Origin of the sequence: Pseudomonas sp. MYb118 (genome assembly GCF_040947875.1) — a bacterium.
Taxonomy (GTDB): Bacteria; Pseudomonadota; Gammaproteobacteria; order Pseudomonadales; family Pseudomonadaceae; genus Aquipseudomonas.
Genome location: NZ_JBFRXN010000002.1, coordinates 324,642 through 342,384, shown reverse-complemented (window position 1 = coordinate 342,384; position 17,743 = coordinate 324,642). Strand labels below are relative to the sequence as shown.

General features: G+C 63.0%; 13 protein-coding genes. 2 read left to right on the top strand and 11 right to left on the bottom strand.

The genetic code is table 11. The features are described 5' to 3' along the window. Positions 1–31 precede the first annotated feature (31 nt). The 10 genes from gcvT to arcD (ABVN20_RS07320) form a co-directional block, all read right to left on the bottom strand. Positions 32–1,156, bottom strand: coding sequence for a glycine cleavage system aminomethyltransferase GcvT (gene gcvT, locus ABVN20_RS07365; protein WP_368554905.1), 1,125 nt, complete (start codon positions 1,154–1,156; stop codon positions 32–34). Positions 1,157–1,189: 33 nt separating this feature from the next. Beyond that, positions 1,190–2,566 carry an L-serine ammonia-lyase gene (locus ABVN20_RS07360; RefSeq protein ID WP_368554904.1) on the bottom strand — a complete coding sequence of 459 codons (1,377 nt, stop codon included), beginning with the start codon at positions 2,564–2,566 and terminating at the stop codon, positions 1,190–1,192. Between the two features lie 211 nt (positions 2,567–2,777). After that, positions 2,778–5,630, bottom strand: coding sequence for an aminomethyl-transferring glycine dehydrogenase (gene gcvP, locus ABVN20_RS07355; RefSeq protein ID WP_368554902.1), 2,853 nt, complete (start codon positions 5,628–5,630; stop codon positions 2,778–2,780). Between the two features lie 11 nt (positions 5,631–5,641). Next, the gene (gcvH, locus tag ABVN20_RS07350; RefSeq protein ID WP_368554900.1) at positions 5,642–6,025 is read right to left on the bottom strand and encodes a glycine cleavage system protein GcvH; all 384 of its coding nucleotides are present in this window, start codon (positions 6,023–6,025) and stop codon (positions 5,642–5,644) included. Positions 6,026–6,460: 435 nt separating this feature from the next. After that, on the bottom strand, positions 6,461–7,969 hold the full coding sequence (locus ABVN20_RS07345) for a sigma-54-dependent transcriptional regulator (protein ID WP_368554898.1): 1,509 nt from the start codon (positions 7,967–7,969) through the stop codon (positions 6,461–6,463). A gap of 212 nt (positions 7,970–8,181) precedes the next feature. After that, positions 8,182–8,544, bottom strand: coding sequence for a DUF5064 family protein (locus ABVN20_RS07340; protein WP_368554895.1), 363 nt, complete (start codon positions 8,542–8,544; stop codon positions 8,182–8,184). Positions 8,545–8,556: 12 nt separating this feature from the next. Then, entirely contained in the window at positions 8,557–9,486 is a 930-nt protein-coding gene (gene arcC, locus ABVN20_RS07335) for a carbamate kinase (RefSeq protein WP_368554893.1), read from the bottom strand. Positions 9,487–9,635: 149 nt separating this feature from the next. Next, positions 9,636–10,646 carry an ornithine carbamoyltransferase gene (locus tag ABVN20_RS07330; RefSeq protein WP_368554892.1) on the bottom strand — a complete coding sequence of 337 codons (1,011 nt, stop codon included), beginning with the start codon at positions 10,644–10,646 and terminating at the stop codon, positions 9,636–9,638. A gap of 17 nt (positions 10,647–10,663) precedes the next feature. Beyond that, entirely contained in the window at positions 10,664–11,920 is a 1,257-nt protein-coding gene (arcA, locus tag ABVN20_RS07325; RefSeq protein WP_368554890.1) for an arginine deiminase, read from the bottom strand. 28 nt (positions 11,921–11,948) lie between these two features. Beyond that, on the bottom strand, positions 11,949–13,376 hold the full coding sequence (arcD, locus tag ABVN20_RS07320; protein WP_368554888.1) for an arginine-ornithine antiporter: 1,428 nt from the start codon (positions 13,374–13,376) through the stop codon (positions 11,949–11,951). Positions 13,377–13,835: 459 nt separating this feature from the next. On the opposite strand from arcD (ABVN20_RS07320), the gene arcD (ABVN20_RS07315) reads away from it, so the two are divergent. After that, positions 13,836–15,263 (top strand): arginine-ornithine antiporter, encoded by a 1,428-nt coding sequence (arcD, locus tag ABVN20_RS07315; protein ID WP_368554887.1) that lies wholly within the window; start codon positions 13,836–13,838, stop codon positions 15,261–15,263. Further along, entirely contained in the window at positions 15,260–16,123 is an 864-nt protein-coding gene (locus ABVN20_RS07310; RefSeq protein WP_368554885.1) for a DNA-3-methyladenine glycosylase, read from the top strand. Before arcD (ABVN20_RS07315) ends, ABVN20_RS07310 begins: the two co-directional genes overlap by 4 nt. Positions 16,124–16,244: 121 nt before the next feature. On the opposite strand, the gene ABVN20_RS07305 is transcribed toward ABVN20_RS07310, so the two are convergent. Then, positions 16,245–17,594, bottom strand: coding sequence for a CoA transferase (locus ABVN20_RS07305; protein ID WP_368554884.1), 1,350 nt, complete (start codon positions 17,592–17,594; stop codon positions 16,245–16,247). Between the last annotated feature and the right edge of the window lie 149 nt (positions 17,595–17,743).

Genomic DNA, 17,743 nt, shown 5'->3' with positions numbered 1-17,743 from the left:
GCGCAACCGCGTTACTTATAGAAACAGTCAATCAACCACGATAGTAGCGTTGTGGCACAAATGGCATTTTGCTTACAAGCAAAGACACCTTTTTCCCACGGACAATCGCCCAGACCGGTGTGTCCAAGGCTATGTAGGCGCTGTCGAGGTAACCCATGGCCAGCGGGCCACCCAGCGTCGGGCCGAACCCGCCGCTGCACACGCTGCCAATGATGTCGCCGGCTTCGTTGACGATTTCTGCGCCTTCACGTACCGGGGTGCGTTCTTGCGGCAGCAGGCCGACACGCTTGCGGCTGACACCGGCTTGCTGCTGGGCGAAGACCGTCTCGGCGCCGGGGAAGCCACCGGCACGCGCGCCATCGGCACGGCGTGGCTTGGAGATGGCCCACAACAGGCTGGCTTCGATCGGGCTGGTGTCGGTGTTCATGTCGTGGCCGTAGAGGCACAGGCCCGCTTCCAGGCGCAGCGAGTCACGCGCGCCCAGGCCGATGGCTTCGACTTCCGGTTCGGCCAGCAGGGCGCGGGCCAGGGCTGTTGCACTGGCGGCCGGTACGGAGATTTCGAAACCGTCTTCACCGGTGTAACCCGAACGGCTGACGAAGCAGTCGACGCCCAGCAGCTTCACGCGGTTGAACTGCATGAAGGTCATCTTCGCCACTTCCGGCGCCAGGCGTGCCAGCACGGTCACGGCGGCCGGACCTTGCAGCGCCAGCAATGCACGCTCTTCGAACAGCGGCTCGATGGTGCACTGGTCGCCAATGTGTTTGCGCAGGTGCGCCAGGTCCTGGTCCTTGCAGGCGGCGTTGACCACCAGGAACAGTTCGTCGTTACCCAGGTTGGCGACCATCAGGTCGTCGAGGATGCCACCGGTTTCGTTGGTGAACATGGCGTAACGCTGCATGCCCACCGGCAGGTCGATGATGTCGACCGGCACCAGGGTTTCCAGGGCCTTGGCGGCGTTGGCGCCGGTGAGGCGGATCTGGCCCATGTGCGAGACATCGAACAACCCGGCCTGGTCGCGGGTGTGCTGGTGTTCCTTCATCACGCCCAGCGGATATTGCACGGGCATGTCGTAGCCGGCGAACGGCACCATGCGGGCGCCGAGTTCGATGTGCAGTGCGTGCAACGGGGTTTTCAACAGTTGTTCGGTGGACATATGAAGCTCCTGGAAATCGTGCCGATGCGCGCATCAGCACTCGATAATGTTGACCGCCAAACCGCCACGGGCGGTTTCCTTGTATTTGCTTTTCATGTCGGCGCCGGTCTGGCGCATGGTGCGGATGACCTTGTCGAGCGAGACGAAATGTTGTCCGTCGCCGCGCATGGCCATGCGGACCGCGTTGATGGCCTTGACCGAGCCCATGGCGTTGCGCTCGATGCAGGGCACCTGCACCAGCCCGCCAATCGGGTCGCAGGTCAGGCCGAGGTTGTGTTCCATGCCGATTTCGGCGGCGTTTTCCACTTGCTGCACGGTGCCGCCGAGCACTTCGCAGAGCGCGCCGGCCGCCATCGAGCAGGCCACGCCGACTTCACCCTGGCAGCCCACTTCGGCGCCGGAGATCGAGGCGTTTTCCTTGTACAGAATGCCGATGGCCGCCGCAGTCAGCAGGAAGCGCACGACGCCGTCTTCGTTGGCGCCGGGGATGAAGCGCATGTAGTAATGCAGCACCGCCGGGACGATGCCCGCCGCGCCATTGGTGGGGGCGGTGACCACGCGCCCGCCGTTGGCGTTTTCTTCGTTGACCGCCAGGGCGTACAGGTTGACCCAGTCGAGCACCGACAGCGGGTCGCGCAAGGATGATTCGGGGTTCTTGCACAGTTGCCGATGCAGCGCCGCCGCCCGGCGCTTGACCTTCAAGCCGCCCTGGAGGATGCCTTCGTTGCGACAGCCGGCATCCACGCAGTCCTGCATCACTTGCCAGATTTTCAGGAGACCGGCGCGGGTTTCCGCTTCCGGGCGCCAGGCACTTTCATTGGTCAGCATCACCTGGCTGATCGACAGGCCGTAGGTGGTGCAATGACCGAGCAGGTCCTTGGCGCTCTTGAACGGAAAGGTCAGTACGGTGGCGTCTTCGACGATGCGGTCGGCACCGGCCGCGTCCTCATCGACGACAAAACCGCCACCCACCGAGTAGTACTCGCGGCTGCGAATCTGCAGGCCGGCAGCGTCGAACGCGCGAAAGATCATGCCGTTGGGGTGGTAGGGCAGGGGCTTGCGGATCATCGCCAGGTGTTCTTTCTCGTTGAACGCGATTTCGTGTTCGCCGAGCAGGTTCAAACGGCCGCTGCCACGGATCTCTTGCAGGCGGGCAGCCACGGTTTCGGTGTTCACGGTATCCGGGTGTTCGCCTTCCAGGCCCAGCAGCACGGCCTTGTCACTGCCGTGACCCTTGCCCGTGGCGCCGAGCGAGCCGTACAGCTCGACCTTGACGCAGGTGGTGGCGGCCAGCAGCCCTTCACGGCGCAGCCCCTCGACAAAGCGGGCAGCGGCGCGCATCGGGCCGACGGTGTGGGAACTGGAGGGACCGATGCCAATCTTGAACAGGTCGAACACGCTTAAAGACATGGTTGTTCTCCGGTTTCTTGTTATGGGAATTGGCGGGTAATAAGAGTACGCCTGGCCCCTGTAGGAGCGAGCTTGCTCGCGATAGCGGTCCATCAGTCGACGACGGTGTTGAATGTCAGTCCGCCATCGTCGGAACGCCGCCCGGAGCAAGCTCGCTCCTACAGGGGTAGAGGTGTTCCAGCGTGGGGCGGATTAACCGCCCCACATCCGTTTAAGCGTAGCTTTCGATCGACGGGCAGGCGCACACCAGGTTGCGATCGCCGAAGACGTTGTCCACACGACCGACCGGCGGCCAGTATTTGCCTTCGATCAACGACGCCACCGGGTATACCGCCTGCTCGCGGCTGTACGGGTGCGACCACTCGCCAACCAGCTCCTGTGCGGTGTGTGGAGCGTTCTTCAGCGGGTTGTCGTCCTTGTCCAGGGTGCCGTTTTCCACTGCGCGGATTTCTTCGCGGATGCGGATCATTGCGTCGCAGAAGCGGTCCAGTTCTTCCCTGGATTCACTTTCGGTCGGCTCGATCATCAGCGTGCCCGCTACCGGGAACGACATGGTCGGGGCGTGGAAGCCGAAGTCGATCAGGCGCTTGGCCACGTCATCGACGCTGATGCCGCTGCTGTCCTTGAGCGGGCGCAGGTCGAGGATGCATTCGTGCGCCACCAGGCCGTTGCTGCCTGTGTACAGCACCGGGTAGTGCTCTTCCAGGCGACGGGAAATGTAGTTGGCGTTGAGGATCGCCTGCTGCGAAGCGCGCTTGAGGCCGGCGCCACCCATCATGCGAATGTACATCCAGGTGATCGGCAGGATGCTCGCGCTGCCGAACGGTGCCGCGCAGACCGCGCCTTCCTTGCGTGCCATCTGGGCGTGGCCCGGCAGGAACGGTGCCAGGTGCGATTTCACGCCGATCGGGCCGACGCCCGGGCCGCCACCGCCGTGGGGAATGCAGAAGGTCTTGTGCAGGTTCAGGTGCGAGACGTCGCCGCCGAACTTGCCCGGTGCGCAGAGGCCGACCATGGCGTTCATGTTGGCACCGTCGATGTACACCTGGCCGCCGTTGTCATGAATGATGCCGCAGATTTCGCGAATGCCTTCCTCGAACACGCCGTGGGTCGACGGGTAGGTGATCATCAGCGCGGCGAGGTGTTCGCGGTGCTCGATGGCCTTGGCGCGCAGGTCTTCGATGTCGACGTTGCCGCGTGCATCGCAGGCGGTGACCACCACGCGCATGCCGGCCATCTGGGCGGTGGCCGGGTTGGTGCCGTGGGCGGACGACGGGATCAGGCAGATGTCGCGACGGTCTTCGCCACGGCTCTGGTGGTAGGCGCGAATCGCCAAGAGGCCTGCGTACTCACCCTGGGAACCGGCGTTCGGTTGCAGCGAGATCGAGTCGTAACCGGTGGCGGCGCAGAGCATCGCTTCCAGTTCATCGGTCAGTTGCTGGTAACCGGCGCTTTGCTCGGCCGGGGCGAACGGGTGCAGGGCGCCGAATTCGGCCCAGGTCACCGGGATCATTTCGCTGGCGGCGTTGAGCTTCATGGTGCACGAACCCAGCGGGATCATGGTGCGATCCAGGGCCAGGTCCTTGTCGGCGAGCTTGCGCAGGTAGCGCATCAGCTCGGTTTCCGAGTGATAACGGTTGAACACCGGGTGGCTGAGGATCGGCGATTGACGCACCAGTGCCGCCGGCAGGGTGGCTTGCACCGATGCGGCGAGGGCGGCGAAGTCCGGCAGCGCCTTGCCTTCGGCCAGCAGTGCCCACAGGTTTTCGACATCGGCCTGGGTGCTGGTTTCGTCCAGGGACAGGCCCAGGCGTTGTGCGTCGACCACGCGCAGGTTGATCTGCCGGGCGTGCGCTTTATCGTGCAGCTTGGCGGTGTTGGCGCCGGTGTTCAGGGTCAGGGTGTCGAAGAAGTGCGCTTGCTCGACGCCAAGGCCCAATCCCTCCAGGCCCTTGGCCAGGATCGCAGTCAGGTGATGCACGCGCTGGGCGATCTGCGTCAGGCCCTTGGGGCCGTGGTAGACGGCGTACATGCTGGCGATGTTGGCCAGCAGCACTTGCGCGGTGCAGATGTTGCTGGTGGCTTTCTCGCGACGGATGTGTTGCTCGCGGGTCTGCATGGCCAGGCGCAGGGCCGGCTTGCCGAAACGGTCCACGGAAACACCGACCAGGCGGCCTGGCATGTCGCGCTTGAACGCGTCCTTGGTGGAGAAGTACGCCGCGTGCGGGCCACCGAAGCCCAGCGGTACACCGAAGCGCTGGGCGCTGCCGATGGCCACGTCGGCGCCGAATTCGCCCGGCGGGGTCAACAGGGTCAGGGCCAGCAGGTCGGCCGCTACGGCTACCAGGGCGTTGGCCGCGTGGAAGCGCTCGGTCAGCTCACGGTAGTCGAACAGGTCACCGTTGCTCGCCGGGTATTGCAGCAGGGCGCCGAAGAACGGGGTCACGTCGCTCAGCGTACGCTCGTCGCCGACCACCACGTCGATGCCCAGTGGTTCGGCACGGGTGCGCAGCACGTCGAGGGTCTGCGGGTGGCAGTGGACGGAGGCGAAGAACTGGTGGCTGCCCTTGTTCTTGCTCAAACGCTTGCAGAAGGTCATGGCTTCGGCGGCCGCGGTGGCTTCGTCGAGCAAGGATGCGTTAGCGATCGGCAGGCCGGTCAGGTCGCTGATCAGGGTCTGGAAGTTCAGCAGTGCTTCGAGACGACCCTGGGAGATTTCCGGCTGGTACGGCGTGTAGGCGGTGTACCAGGCCGGGTTTTCCAGCAGGTTGCGCAGGATCGGTGCCGGCGTGTGGGTGCCGTAGTAGCCCTGGCCGATGTAGGTCTTGAACAGCTGGTTCTTGCCGGCGATGCCCTTGATCATCGCCAGGGCGTCGGCTTCGCTGAGGCCGTCGTCCATGTCGAGCACGCTGGTGCCCTTGATGCTTTCCGGGATCACGCTGGCGCTCAGCGCTTCGAGGGAGTCGAAGCCGAGGCTGTTGAGCATGGCCTGCTCATCACCCGCACGCGGGCCGATGTGACGGGCGATGAATTCGTTGGCGGTGCCGAGGTTTACTTGAGACATGTGCGAATTCCTCAGGCTTGGGCGTTGGCTTTGATCAGGCGGTCGTAGGCGTCCTGGTCCAGCAGTTGGGCGACAGCTGCAGCGTCGGTCGGCTGGAAGCGGAAGAACCAGCCTTCGCCCAGCGGATCTTCGTTGACCAGCTCCGGGCTGCTGTCCAGCGCCGGGTTGACTTCCAGCACTTCGCCGTCGAGGGGCATGTACACGCCGCTGGCGGCTTTCACCGATTCGACGGTGGCGGCTTCGGCGCCTTTTTCATAAGCCTGCAGCTCGGGCAGTTGTACGAAAACCACGTCGCCCAGGGCGTTCTGTGCGAAGGCCGTGATGCCAACGGTGACGCTGCCGTCAGCTTCGGCGCGCAGCCATTCGTGATCTTCAGTAAAACGCAACTCGCTCATGGAAACTCCTAAGGGGGCCAGACTCGTCTGGTGGACGCGGTTGGAAGGCTGTGGGCTAGAGGCCCTGCTTTTAATGAGTGTGATACTTAGCAAGAACGCGGCCAATGTTGTTTTATCGTTATAAAACAATGAGTTATGTGTTTTTGGTGGTGGGCGTGATGGCGCGGGTGTAGCGAAAACGCTACAGGCTGGGGCGCGGAAAAAAGCGTAGCGGGATCAAAGCCTTGCACGGCGCTGATTGGGCAGGGGTGTAGCGATTTCGTTCCGCTGTAGCGCTTTCAGTACAGTGGAGGTCGTTTTTGGTATGGGTTCGAGGATTTACTCGTCCACTGTGGGAGCGGGCTTGCCCGCGATGACGGTGTGTCAGGCAATTTTTTGTACCTGATGCACCGCAATCGCGGGCAAGCCCGCTCCCACAGTGGCCGGTGTGTGCCCTCAAGCCTTGTTGGGAATCCCATACTTGCGCAACCGATGGGCGATCGCGGTATGGGAGGTCTGCAGGCGGCTGGCCAGTTGGCGGGTCGAGGGGTAGCTGACGTAGAGTTTTTCCAGCAGGGAGCGCTCGAACTCTTCCACGGCCTGTTCCAGGCTGTCGACATCGCTGTCGCTCTGGCGGGCCACGGAGGTGCCAGCGATGTCGAGGTCGCCGATGTCCACCAGGCTGCTCTCGCAGATCGCGGCGGCGCGGAAGATCACGTTCTGCAATTGCCGCACGTTGCCCGGCCAGCGGTTGCCCAGCAATGCCGGGTAGGTGCCGGGGGCCAGGCGGCACACCGGGCGCTGGATCTGCGCGCAGGCCTGCTGCATGAAGTAACGGGCCAGCAGCAGGATGTCCTGGCCGCGCTCGCGCAGCGGCGGGACTTCGACGTTGAGCACGTTGAGGCGGTAGAACAGGTCTTCGCGGAAGGTGCCTTCAGTGACCATCTTTTCCAGGTCGCGGTGGGTGGCGCTGAGGATGCGCACGTTGACCTTGACCTCGCGGTCGCCACCGACCCGGCGGAAGCTGCCGTCGTTGAGGAAACGCAGCAACTTGGCCTGCAGGTACGGCGACATTTCGCCGATCTCGTCGAGAAACACCGTGCCCTGGTTGGCCAGCTCCATCAGCCCTGGCTTGCCGCCCCGTTGCGCGCCGGTGAAGGCGCCGGGGGCGTAGCCGAACAGCTCGCTTTCGGCGAGGTTCTCCGGCAACGCCGCGCAGTTCAGCGCGAGAAACGGCGCGCTGTGGCGTGCGCTGATGGCGTGGCAGGCGCGGGCCACCAGCTCCTTGCCGGTGCCGGTTTCGCCCTGGATCAGCAACGGTGCGTCCAGCGCCGCCACCCGCTGGGCACGGGCCTTGAGGGTGCGAATCGCCGGGGATTCGCCGATCAGCGCATCGAACCCTTCGGCGTGGTCATGGTGCAATGCCGAGAGCTGTTCGCCGATGCGGTTGGGCTGGTAAAGCGTGAGCAGCGCGCCGGCATCGGTGATCGGCGTGGCGTCCAGCAGCAGGGTCTGGCCGTTGAGCGTGATCTCGCGCAGCGGCAGGCGAAAACCCTGTTCCAGCAAGGTGTCGAGCAGTGCCGGGTCGGCGAACAATTCGGCCACGCTAAGCCCGGCCGGTTCGCGACCATACAGGGCGATCAGCGCGGGGTTGGCCAGCAGCACTTTGCCGGCGCTGTCCAGCGCCAGTACCGGATCGGTCATGGCGGCCAGCAAGGCGTCGAGCTGCAAGTGCCGGCGCTGGCCGGGCAAAATATCGACCACCGTCATCGCCTGCACGCCGCGCACGCTGAGCAGCGCATCGCGCAGTTCTTCGAGCACTTCGGGGCTCAGGGTCGGTGCGTCGATGTAGACGTTGGGCGGCACCATTTCCACCGCATCCAGGTTGAGATTGCGCCCACCGAGCAGAGCCAGGACTTCCTGGGTGATGCCGACGCGGTCGATGAAGCTGACGTGGATACGCATGGGGCGTGACTGGATTCTGCAGTGCGGAGGGTGGCCAGTATGCCTTGGGGCGGGGGATTGGTGAAATGTTGTGGGTCAATTCACTCAATGGAGGCGAGCCACTGTGGGAGCGAGCCTGCTCGCGATGGCGGGATGTCAGTCGCCTCTTTTATCGACTGACACTCCGTCATCGCGAGCAGGCTCGCTCCCACAGTAGATTCCGTTGTGTGGGGTTACTCCAGATGCTCGGGTTTTACCGGGTCTCCGGATTTCATGTTCAGTTGCACCCGCACATCTTCGAACATCCTGTCGTAATGCTTGTGAATCGAACCGATGTTGCTGTGGGACTTGGGAATCCCGTACTTCTCGGCGATTTTCGTCACGTTGCTGGCAAAGTTGTACGCCTGATCCTTGGGCAGGAAAAACGATTCCTTCATGTCCTTGCCCTGCATGCTGCCATGCAGGGTGAACGTCATCCCCTTGCCTTCCTTCGGGTCCTGCGTGACTTCGTAGTCAATGTGCAGGTTGTAGCTGACATCATCAGGCGTCAGCGCATGACGCTCTATGTGCAAATGACCCGGCTCGAACGTTGCCATGGACGGTTCCCCTTATATGTAAGTTATCCCAGGCTTCGCGGTACTGATGCGCGTGCCAGCCGTGCCCTGGACGATCGACTCGATGTCGGCCAGTGATCCGATCACCGCCGTTTTCCCAGTATGGCGCGCAAACTCGCAGGCTGCCTGAACCTTTGGTCCCATGGAGCCGGCGGCGAAGCCGAGTTTTTCCATTTCGTCCGGATGAGCGTAGCTGATGGCTTTCTGGGTGGGTTTGCCGAAGTCGATGTAGGCCGCGTTGACGTCGGTGGCGATCACCAGCAGGTCGCTTTCCAGTTGCTCGGCCAGCAGCGCCGAGCACAGGTCCTTGTCGATCACCGCTTCCACGCCTTGCAGCTTGCTGTTGGGGCCGTACAGGGTCGGGATGCCGCCACCGCCGGCGCAGATCACGATGCTGCCTTTTTCCAGCAGCCATTTGATCGGGCGAATTTCGAAGATGCGCTTGGGCCTTGGGCTGGCCACTACGCGGCGGAACTTGTCGCCGTCCGGGGCGATTGCCCAGCCTTTTTCGGCGGCGAGTTTTTCCGCCTCGGCCTTGGCGTACACCGGGCCGATGGGTTTGGTCGGGTTCTGGAAGGCCGGGTCATTGGCATCGACTTCGACCTGGGTCAGCAAGGTGGCGAACGGCACTTCGAAGTCCAGCAGGTTGCCCAGTTCCTGTTCGATGATGTAGCCGATCATGCCTTCGGTCTCGGCACCGAGCACGTCCAGCGGGTAGGGCGAAACCGAGGTGTAGGCGGCCGCTTGCAGCGACAGCAGGCCCACCTGCGGGCCGTTGCCGTGGGCGATCACCAGTTGGTTGCCGGGGTGGATCTTGGCGATTTGCTCGGTGGCGATGCGGATGTTGGCACGCTGGTTGTCAGCGGTCATGGGCTCACCGCGGCGGAGCAGGGCGTTACCGCCCAGAGCTACGACGATACGCATAATGCAGTCCTTCTAAACAAAGAAATATGCGGCCTACCCCACCCCTTGTAGGAGCGGGCTTGCCCGCGATGGCATCGCTGCGGTGCCTCAGATGTACCGAGGTGCTGCCATCGCTGGCAAGCCAGCTCCTACAGGGGCCGGGTGAGTCCTTAGAGATCAGCCAGGGTCGAGACCAGGATCGCCTTGATCGTGTGCATGCGGTTTTCCGCTTGCTCGAAGGCGATGCAGGCCGGGGACTCGAAGACGTCATCGGTGACTTCGATGCCGTTCTTCAGGTTCGGGTACTGCTCGGCAATCTGCTTGCCGACCTTGGTGTCGCTGTTGTGGAACGCCGGCAGGCAGTGCATGAACTTGGTGCGCGGGTTGCCGGTGGCCTTCATCAGTTGAGCGTTGACCTGGTAAGGCAGCAGTTGCTGGATACGCTCGGCCCAGGCTTCGACGGGCTCGCCCATCGACACCCAGACGTCGGTGTGGATGAAGTCCACGCCCTTGACCGCGGCCTTCGGGTCTTCGGTGAGAGTGATGCGGGCACCACTTTCTTCTGCGTACTTATGGCAGCGCTCCACCAGGTCGTCGTGGGGCCATAGGGCCTTCGGTGCGCAGATACGCACGTCCATACCGAGCTTGGCGCCAATCAGCAGCAGTGAGTTGCCCATGTTGTTGCGGGCGTCGCCCAGGTAGGCGTAGCTGATCTCATGGATCGGCTTGTCGGCGTGCTCGCGCATGGTCAGCACGTCGGCGATCATTTGCGTTGGGTGGTACTCGTCGGTCAGGCCGTTGAACACCGGCACGCCGGCAAACTTGGCCAGTTCTTCGACGATCTCCTGCTTGAAGCCACGGTACTCGATGGCGTCGTACATGCGCCCGAGCACGCGGGCGGTGTCTTTCATGCTCTCCTTGTGGCCGATTTGCGAAGAGTTGGGGTCGATGTAGGTGACATTGGCCCCCTGGTCATAGGCCGCGACTTCAAAGGCGCAACGGGTGCGGGTCGAGGTTTTCTCGAAGATCAGCGCAATGTTGTTGCCCTTCAGGTGCTGCTGTTCGGTGCCGGTGTACTTGGCGCGCTTGAGGTCGCGGGACAGGTCGAGCAGGTAGCGCAATTCGCGAGGCGTGTGGTGTTCCAGGCTCAGCAGATTGCGGTTATGGATATTGAAAGCCATGGTGTGTCTCCCTGTAATCAGTAGTCGATCGGGTCGCGGACGATTGGGCAGGTCATGCAGTGGCCGCCGCCACGGCCACGGCCCAGTTCGCCGGCGCTGATGGTGATGACCTCCACCCCGGCCTTGCGCAGCAGGGTGTTGGTGTAGGTGTTGCGGTCGTAGCCGATCACCACGCCGGGCTCGACGGCGACCACGTTGTTGCCGTCGTCCCACTGTTCGCGTTCGGCGGCGAAGCTGTTGCCGCCGGTTTCCACCACGCGCAGCTTCGGCAGGTTGAGCACGTCGGCCACCACCTCGATGAACGATTTGTTCTCCCGTCGCACGTCCAGGCCGTAAGGCTTGCTTTCATCGGGACGGATGATGAACGGCACGATCTCCTTGACCACTTCCGGGAACACCGTGACCAGGTCGCGATCGCAGAAGCTGAACACGGTGTCCAGGTGCATCGCGGCGCGGGACTTGGGCAGGCCGGCGACCACCACTTTTTCCACCGCGCCCTTGGCGAACAGCGATTGCGCCAGTTGACCGATGGCCTGGCGCGACGAGCGCTCGCCCATGCCGATCAACACCACGCCATTGCCGATGGGCATGACGTCGCCGCCTTCCAGGGTGGCCTTGCCGTGATCCTTGTCGGGGTCGCCGTACCAGACTTCGAACTCAGCCTTGGTGAAGTCCGGATGGAATTTGTAGATGGCGCTGGCCAGCAGGGTTTCCTGACGGCGCGCCGGCCAGTACATCGGGTTGAGGGTCACGCCGCCGTAGATCCAGCAGGTGGTATCGCGGGTGAACTGGGTGTTGGGCAGCGGGTCGAGCAAAAAGCTCGAGTGGCCCAGGTAGTCGCGGTACATCTTGATCACGCCCGCGCCTTCGCTGTCGGGCAGGTCTTCACCGGCCACGCCGCCGATGAGGAACTCGGCGAGCTTGCGTGGCTCCAGGCCTTCGAGCCAGCTGCGTACTTCGTTGGTCAGGCCGACGCCGACGGTATCGGCAGTGATCTTGCGATCCAGGATCCATTTCAGCGCTTCAGGGTTCTGCACCGTCTCGGTCAGCAGGTTGTGCATTTCCAGTACTTCGATGCCGCGCTCGCGCATCTTGGTGACGAAATCGAAGTGATCGCGCTTGGCCTGGGCGACCCAGATCACATCGTCGAACAGCAGGTCATCGCAGTTACTTGGGGTCAGCCGCGTATGGGCCAGGCCGGGGGAACACACCATGACTTTGCGCAGTTTGCCGGCTTCGGAGTGGACGCCGTACTTAACTTTTTCCGTGGTCATTACAGATCCTCCAGTGACAGAACAATCGTTACAGGGTCAGGAAACCGTCATACAGCCCGTAGGCCGCCACCAGGGCGCCCACGACGACCGCAGCGAAAATCAGCTTCTCGACGTTGGTGAAAACCGGTTTGTTGATTTCCAGCTTGGCCTTGGCGAACAGGATCACGCCGGGGGCATAGAGCAGGGCCGACAGCAGCAGGTACTTGACGCCGCCGGCGTAGATCAGCCAGACCGCATAGACCAGCGCGATCACGCCGATCAGCAGGTCCTTGCTGCGGTCGCGAGCGTCGTTCTCGTAGCTTTCGCCGCGTATCGCCAGCAGTAGTGCATAGGCGGCCGACCACAGGTAGGGCACCAGGATCATCGAGGTGGCGAGGTAGATCAGCGACAGGTAGGTACTGGCCGAGAACAGGGTGATGATCAAGAACAACTGGACCATCGCGTTGGTCAGCCACAAGGCGTTGACCGGCACGTGGTTGGCGTTTTCCTTGCGCAGGAACTCCGGCATGGTGTGGTCTTTGGCGGCGGCGAACATGATCTCCGCGCACAACAGCACCCACGACAGCAGCGCCCCCAGCAGCGAGATGATCAGGCCGACGCTGATCAGCACCGCCCCCCAGTGGCCGACCACGTGCTCCAGCACCGCCGCCATCGACGGGTTCTGCAGCTTGGCCAGTTCCGGTTGGGTCATGATGCCCAGCGACAATACGTTCACCAGCACCAGGAACAGCAGCACGGTGATGAAGCCGATCACGGTGGCTTTACCAACGTCGCTGCGTTTTTCTGCGCGGGCCGAGAAGATGCTCGCGCCTTCGATGCCGATGAACACCCAGACGGTGACCAGCATCATGTTGCGCACCTGGTTCATCACGCTGCCCAGGTCAGGGTTTTTCACGCCCCAGATGTCGGCGGTGAAGATGTCCAGCTTGAAGGCGAAAATCGCGATCAGCACGAACAGCAGCAGCGGTACGACCTTGGCGACGGTGGTCACCAGGTTGATGAACGCCGCTTCCTTGATCCCGCGCAGCACCAGAAAGTGCACGGCCCACAGCAGCACCGAGGCGCCAATCACCGCCGCGACCGTATTGCCCTCGCCGAAGATCGGGAAGAAATACCCGAGGGTGCTGAACAGCAGCACGAAGTAGCCGACGTTGCCCAGCCAGGCACTGATCCAGTACCCCCAGGCCGATGAGAAACCCATGTAATCGCCGAACCCGGCCTTGGCGTAGGCATACACCCCGCCGTCCAGATCGGGTTTGCGATTGGCCAGGGTCTGGAAGACGAAGGCCATGGTCAACATGCCGACTGCGGTGATCGCCCAACCGATCAGCACGGCTCCGACGTCGGCACTGGCCGCCATGTTCTGCGGCAGGGAAAAGATCCCGCCGCCGATCATCGAGCCAACCACCAACGCAACAAGTGCACCAAGTTTCAGTTTTCCGGGGGCTTCAGACATCACATGACTCCAGTGCAGGAGAAGAGAGACAACAGATTAAATCTGCTAGCTTTTCAATCGGCTGACATAGATCAGTGCATGGGTGCATTCCATTGTTGATGAAGCACTTATGAAAACTTCCAGGACATAAGCGTACCGCCGGAAAAGCCCTGCCTAGAGGCCTCGGTAAGATAAAATCGAAATAACAGCCATTACGTTGAACTTTTACGCTAGTTTGTTTTCCGTTTTCCGCAAATTTTTCCACGGGCTTTTCGTAATGAAATCTTTTCTTACGAACAGCCTCACGCAATCGAACTTTAGAACGACGCTTATAGAATGATTCGCTATAAATAAAGCTGGCACTTTGGCGTTATTCAATAAACGTTATTACGCTGTAATTGTTTAGTTGAAACCCATCGTGTGACGATTAATCGAGCGGGGGCATCCCCCGGCCCGGTCGGGGAAAATGGAGACGCAGGCATGTCGCAACCGACGCAAAAGCTTCGCCTGGGTGCGCTGATCGCGCTGGTGGTGGGATCAATGATTGGTGGCGGGATTTTCTCCCTGCCACAGAACATGGCGGCACGGGCCGATGCCGGGGCGATCCTGATCGGCTGGGCGATCACCGCCGTGGGCATGCTGACCCTGGCCTTCGTGTTTCAGACCCTGGCCAATCGCAAGCCCGAGCTGGACTCCGGGGTGTACGCCTACGCCAAGGCCGGGTTCGGCGACTACATGGGGTTCTCGTCAGCCTGGGGCTACTGGATCAGTGCCTGGCTGGGCAACGTTGGCTACTTCGTGCTGCTGTTCAGCACCCTCGGGTATTTCTTCCCGGTGTTCGGCCAGGGCAACACGCCCATCGCCATCGGCTGCGCGTCGGTGTTGCTGTGGGCCGTGCATTTCCTGGTGATGCGCGGGATCAAGGAAGCGACCTTCATCAACCAATTGACCACCGTGGCCAAGATCGTGCCGCTGGTCATGTTCATCGTCATCGCCGCCGTGGCCTTCAAGGCCGACATCTTCACCCGTGACATCTGGGGCCACGGCAACCCGAATTTCGGCAGCGTGATGGACCAGGTGCGCAACATGATGCTGGTCACCGTGTTCGTGTTCATCGGCATCGAAGGCGCCAGTGTGTATTCGGCGCGGGCGGAAAAACGGGCCGACGTCGGGCGCGCCACGGTCATCGGTTTTCTCGGGGTGCTGGCGTTGCTGGTGCTGGTCAATGTGCTGTCGCTGGGCATCATGAGCCAGCCGGAACTGGCCGACTTGCAGAACCCGTCGCTGGCGGCGGTGCTGGAGCATATCGTCGGGCCCTGGGGGGCTCTGTTGATCAGCATCGGCCTGGCGATTTCGCTGCTCGGTGCGCTGTTGTCGTGGGCGCTGCTGTGCGCAGAAATCCTCTTCGCCACGGCCAAGGACCGGACTATGCCGGCCTTTCTGAAAAAGGAAAATGCCAACCACGTGCCGGTCAACGCGTTGTGGCTGACCAACGTGATGATCCAGATTTTCCTGCTGATCACGCTGTTTTCCGCCGGCACCTACACCAGCCTGATCTACCTTGCGTCCTCGATGATCCTGGTGCCGTACCTGTGGTCGGCCGCCTATGCGGTGCTGTTGAGCGGGCGCGGCGAAACCTACGAGCACGCCTCGGCGGAACGCACCAAAGACCTGATGATCGGGGCCATTGCCCTGGGGTACGCGGTCTGGCTGCTGTACGCCGGCGGGATGAAATACCTGCTGCTGTCGGCGCTGCTGTATGCCCCGGGGGTGATCCTGTTCGCCAAGGCCAAGCATGAGCAGGGCGAGCCGTTGTTCACCCACATTGAGAAAGGCATTTTCACCGGTGTGATCATCGGCGCCGGGTTGGCGGCCTACGGTCTTTACAGCGGCCTGCTGAGCCTGTGAGGCTGACGCTGGGGTATCGAGGGCTTTACGACTGGCCGGCGATGCTGGATTTTCTGTCGGCGCGGGCGGTGACCGGTATGGAAACCGTGGTCGACGACACTTACTCGCGCAGCATCGGCCTGGACGGTGTCCACGGCTGTTTTTCGATTCGGCCCGGTGCGGGCAATGCCCTGCAAGTGACGCTGGATTTTCCCGACCCGGCTGCCGTCCCGCAGATCGAGGCGCGGCTGCGGCGCCTGTTCGATCTGGATGCGGATTTGCCGACGATTCATCGGCACCTGTCGACCGACCCCTTGATGGCGCGTTTGATCGCCCGGCGGCCGGGGCTGCGGGTGCCGGGTGCGTGGGACGGGCTGGAGCTGGCGATTCGTGCCGTGTTGGGGCAACAGATCACGGTGACGGCGGCGATCCGTCTGGCGGGGAAGTTGTTGGCGCAGTATGGGCAGCCGCTGGATTCAGGGAGGCCCGGCATCACTCATGTGTTTCCCCAAGCCCAGGTGTTGGCGCAGGCGGGCCTGGCGACGCTGGGCATGCCCAAGAGCCGTGGCCGCACGTTGTCCGGGGTGGCCCAGGCGCTGCTGGATGATCCCTCGCTGATGACGCCGGGGAGTGAGGGTGGCGTTGCGCGGTTGCTGGCGTTGCACGGGGTGGGCGACTGGACGGCGCAGTACATTGCCTTGCGACAGTTGCGGGATATGGATGCGTTTCCGTCGGGGGACATCGGCTTGATCAGGGCGCTGGAGGTGGCAGAAGGCGAACCGGTGACGCCTCGGCAATTGCTGGCGCGCGCCGAAGCGTGGCGGCCTTGGCGGGGGTATGCGGCGCAGGTGTTGTGGAGTTCGGTGGGGCGGGGGGATTGATCCGCCGGACGCCTTCCTGACCCTGTAGGAGCGAGCTTGCTCGCGATGGTGTATCAGATACACATGTGTCGACTGACACACCATCGCGAGCAAGCTCGCTCCTACAGGGTCAGTGGTGAGGTCACCACCACTGCGCCCGATGTGCCCCCAATTCCCCGGCCGGAATGGTCCATTGCAGCGGTGTCCCGGTGATCTTCAGCGGCACCTGCAACCGATGCGCCGGCCCCCAGGCGGTTTGTTCGACCACCAGGCCCTGGTCGTTTTCATCCTCGGCCCGCAACGCCGCTTCAGGCCCTGCGCCGTGCTCGACCAGCAGTTTCGCCGTGCGCGCCAGCGACAGTCGCGCCGAGCCGCCCAGGCCTTCGCTCAAACGCCTGGCCAGCAAGGTGAGCGCCGCTGCGGCCATCAGGTATCCGGTGCCATGATCGAGTGCCTGCACCGGCAGCGGCAGCGGCTTGTCGGCGTTTTTCCAGCGTTGGCCCGCCTCGGCGATGCCGCTGCTCATCTGCACCAGGCTGTCGAAGCCGCGACGGTTCTGCCAGGGGCCGCTCCAGCCGTAGGCATTGAGGCTGACGTCGATCAGGCCGGGGGCGAGTGCCTGGCGTTCGGCGGGGCCGTAACCCAAGTGTTGCAAGGCGTCGGCGCGGTAGCCGTGCAGCAGGATGTCGGCGTCCTTGAGCAGGCTTTCGAACAGCAGGCGATCCGCCGGGTCGTGCAGGTCCAGGCGCGCGCAACGTTTGCCCAGGGTCATCTCCGGCACTACGCCGGGTTCGTTCCAGGTCGGTGGGTCGATGCGCAGCACTTCAGCGCCCAGGCCTGCGAGAAAACGGCTGGCGACGGGGCCGGCGAGCACGCGGGTCAGGTCCAGCACCTTGATCCCGGACAGGGGGCGTGCCACCGAACCTTGCCAGGGTTTGCCGGGGTGGTGGGCGCCTGCGGTGAAGGCCACTAGCGGCTCGGCGTTGACCGCCAGGCCCTGGGGATGCGCCTGCCATTGCGCCCAATTGCGCATCTCGGCGGCACAACCGCCGGCGGCGACCACCGCTTGCTCCAGATCGGTCTTGTTCCACTGCGCGACCTTGCTCGCCATCGCCGCGCGATCGGCGCAGGCGCCCAACACGCTTTCGGCGGCCGCACGGTGATGCGGCGCGTTGGTGTGCAGGCGAATCCAGCCGTCGCGGGTGGCGTAGTCGCCGGCAATCGGGTCCCACAGGGGCGGCACGCTCCAGCCCGAGGGGCGGATCGAGGAGGCGAACCAGAACGAGGCCAGGCGTCGGTCGACTTCCACGTCGGGCAGGCGGCCGGTTTGTTGGTGGAGCAATTGGCTGACGGCCTGACCGGCAGCGGCGATGCTGGCGCTGGCCAGGTCAGTGACGGCAAAGGCCGAGGGCAGGGCGCCATCGCTGGTGAAGGTGATCGCGGTGTGGGGCAAGCCGAGTGCGGCTTGGATGGATGTGAGTAAACCAGTCATCGAAGATCCTCCGGAACGCCAAGCCCATTGTAGGAGCGAGCTTGCTCGCGATGGCGGTTTGTCAGTCAACATTGATGGTGACTGATACTCAGCATCGCGAGCAATCGAGCGTCGACCGGCTGCTCCTACAGGGTTTGGTGGTGTTCTTG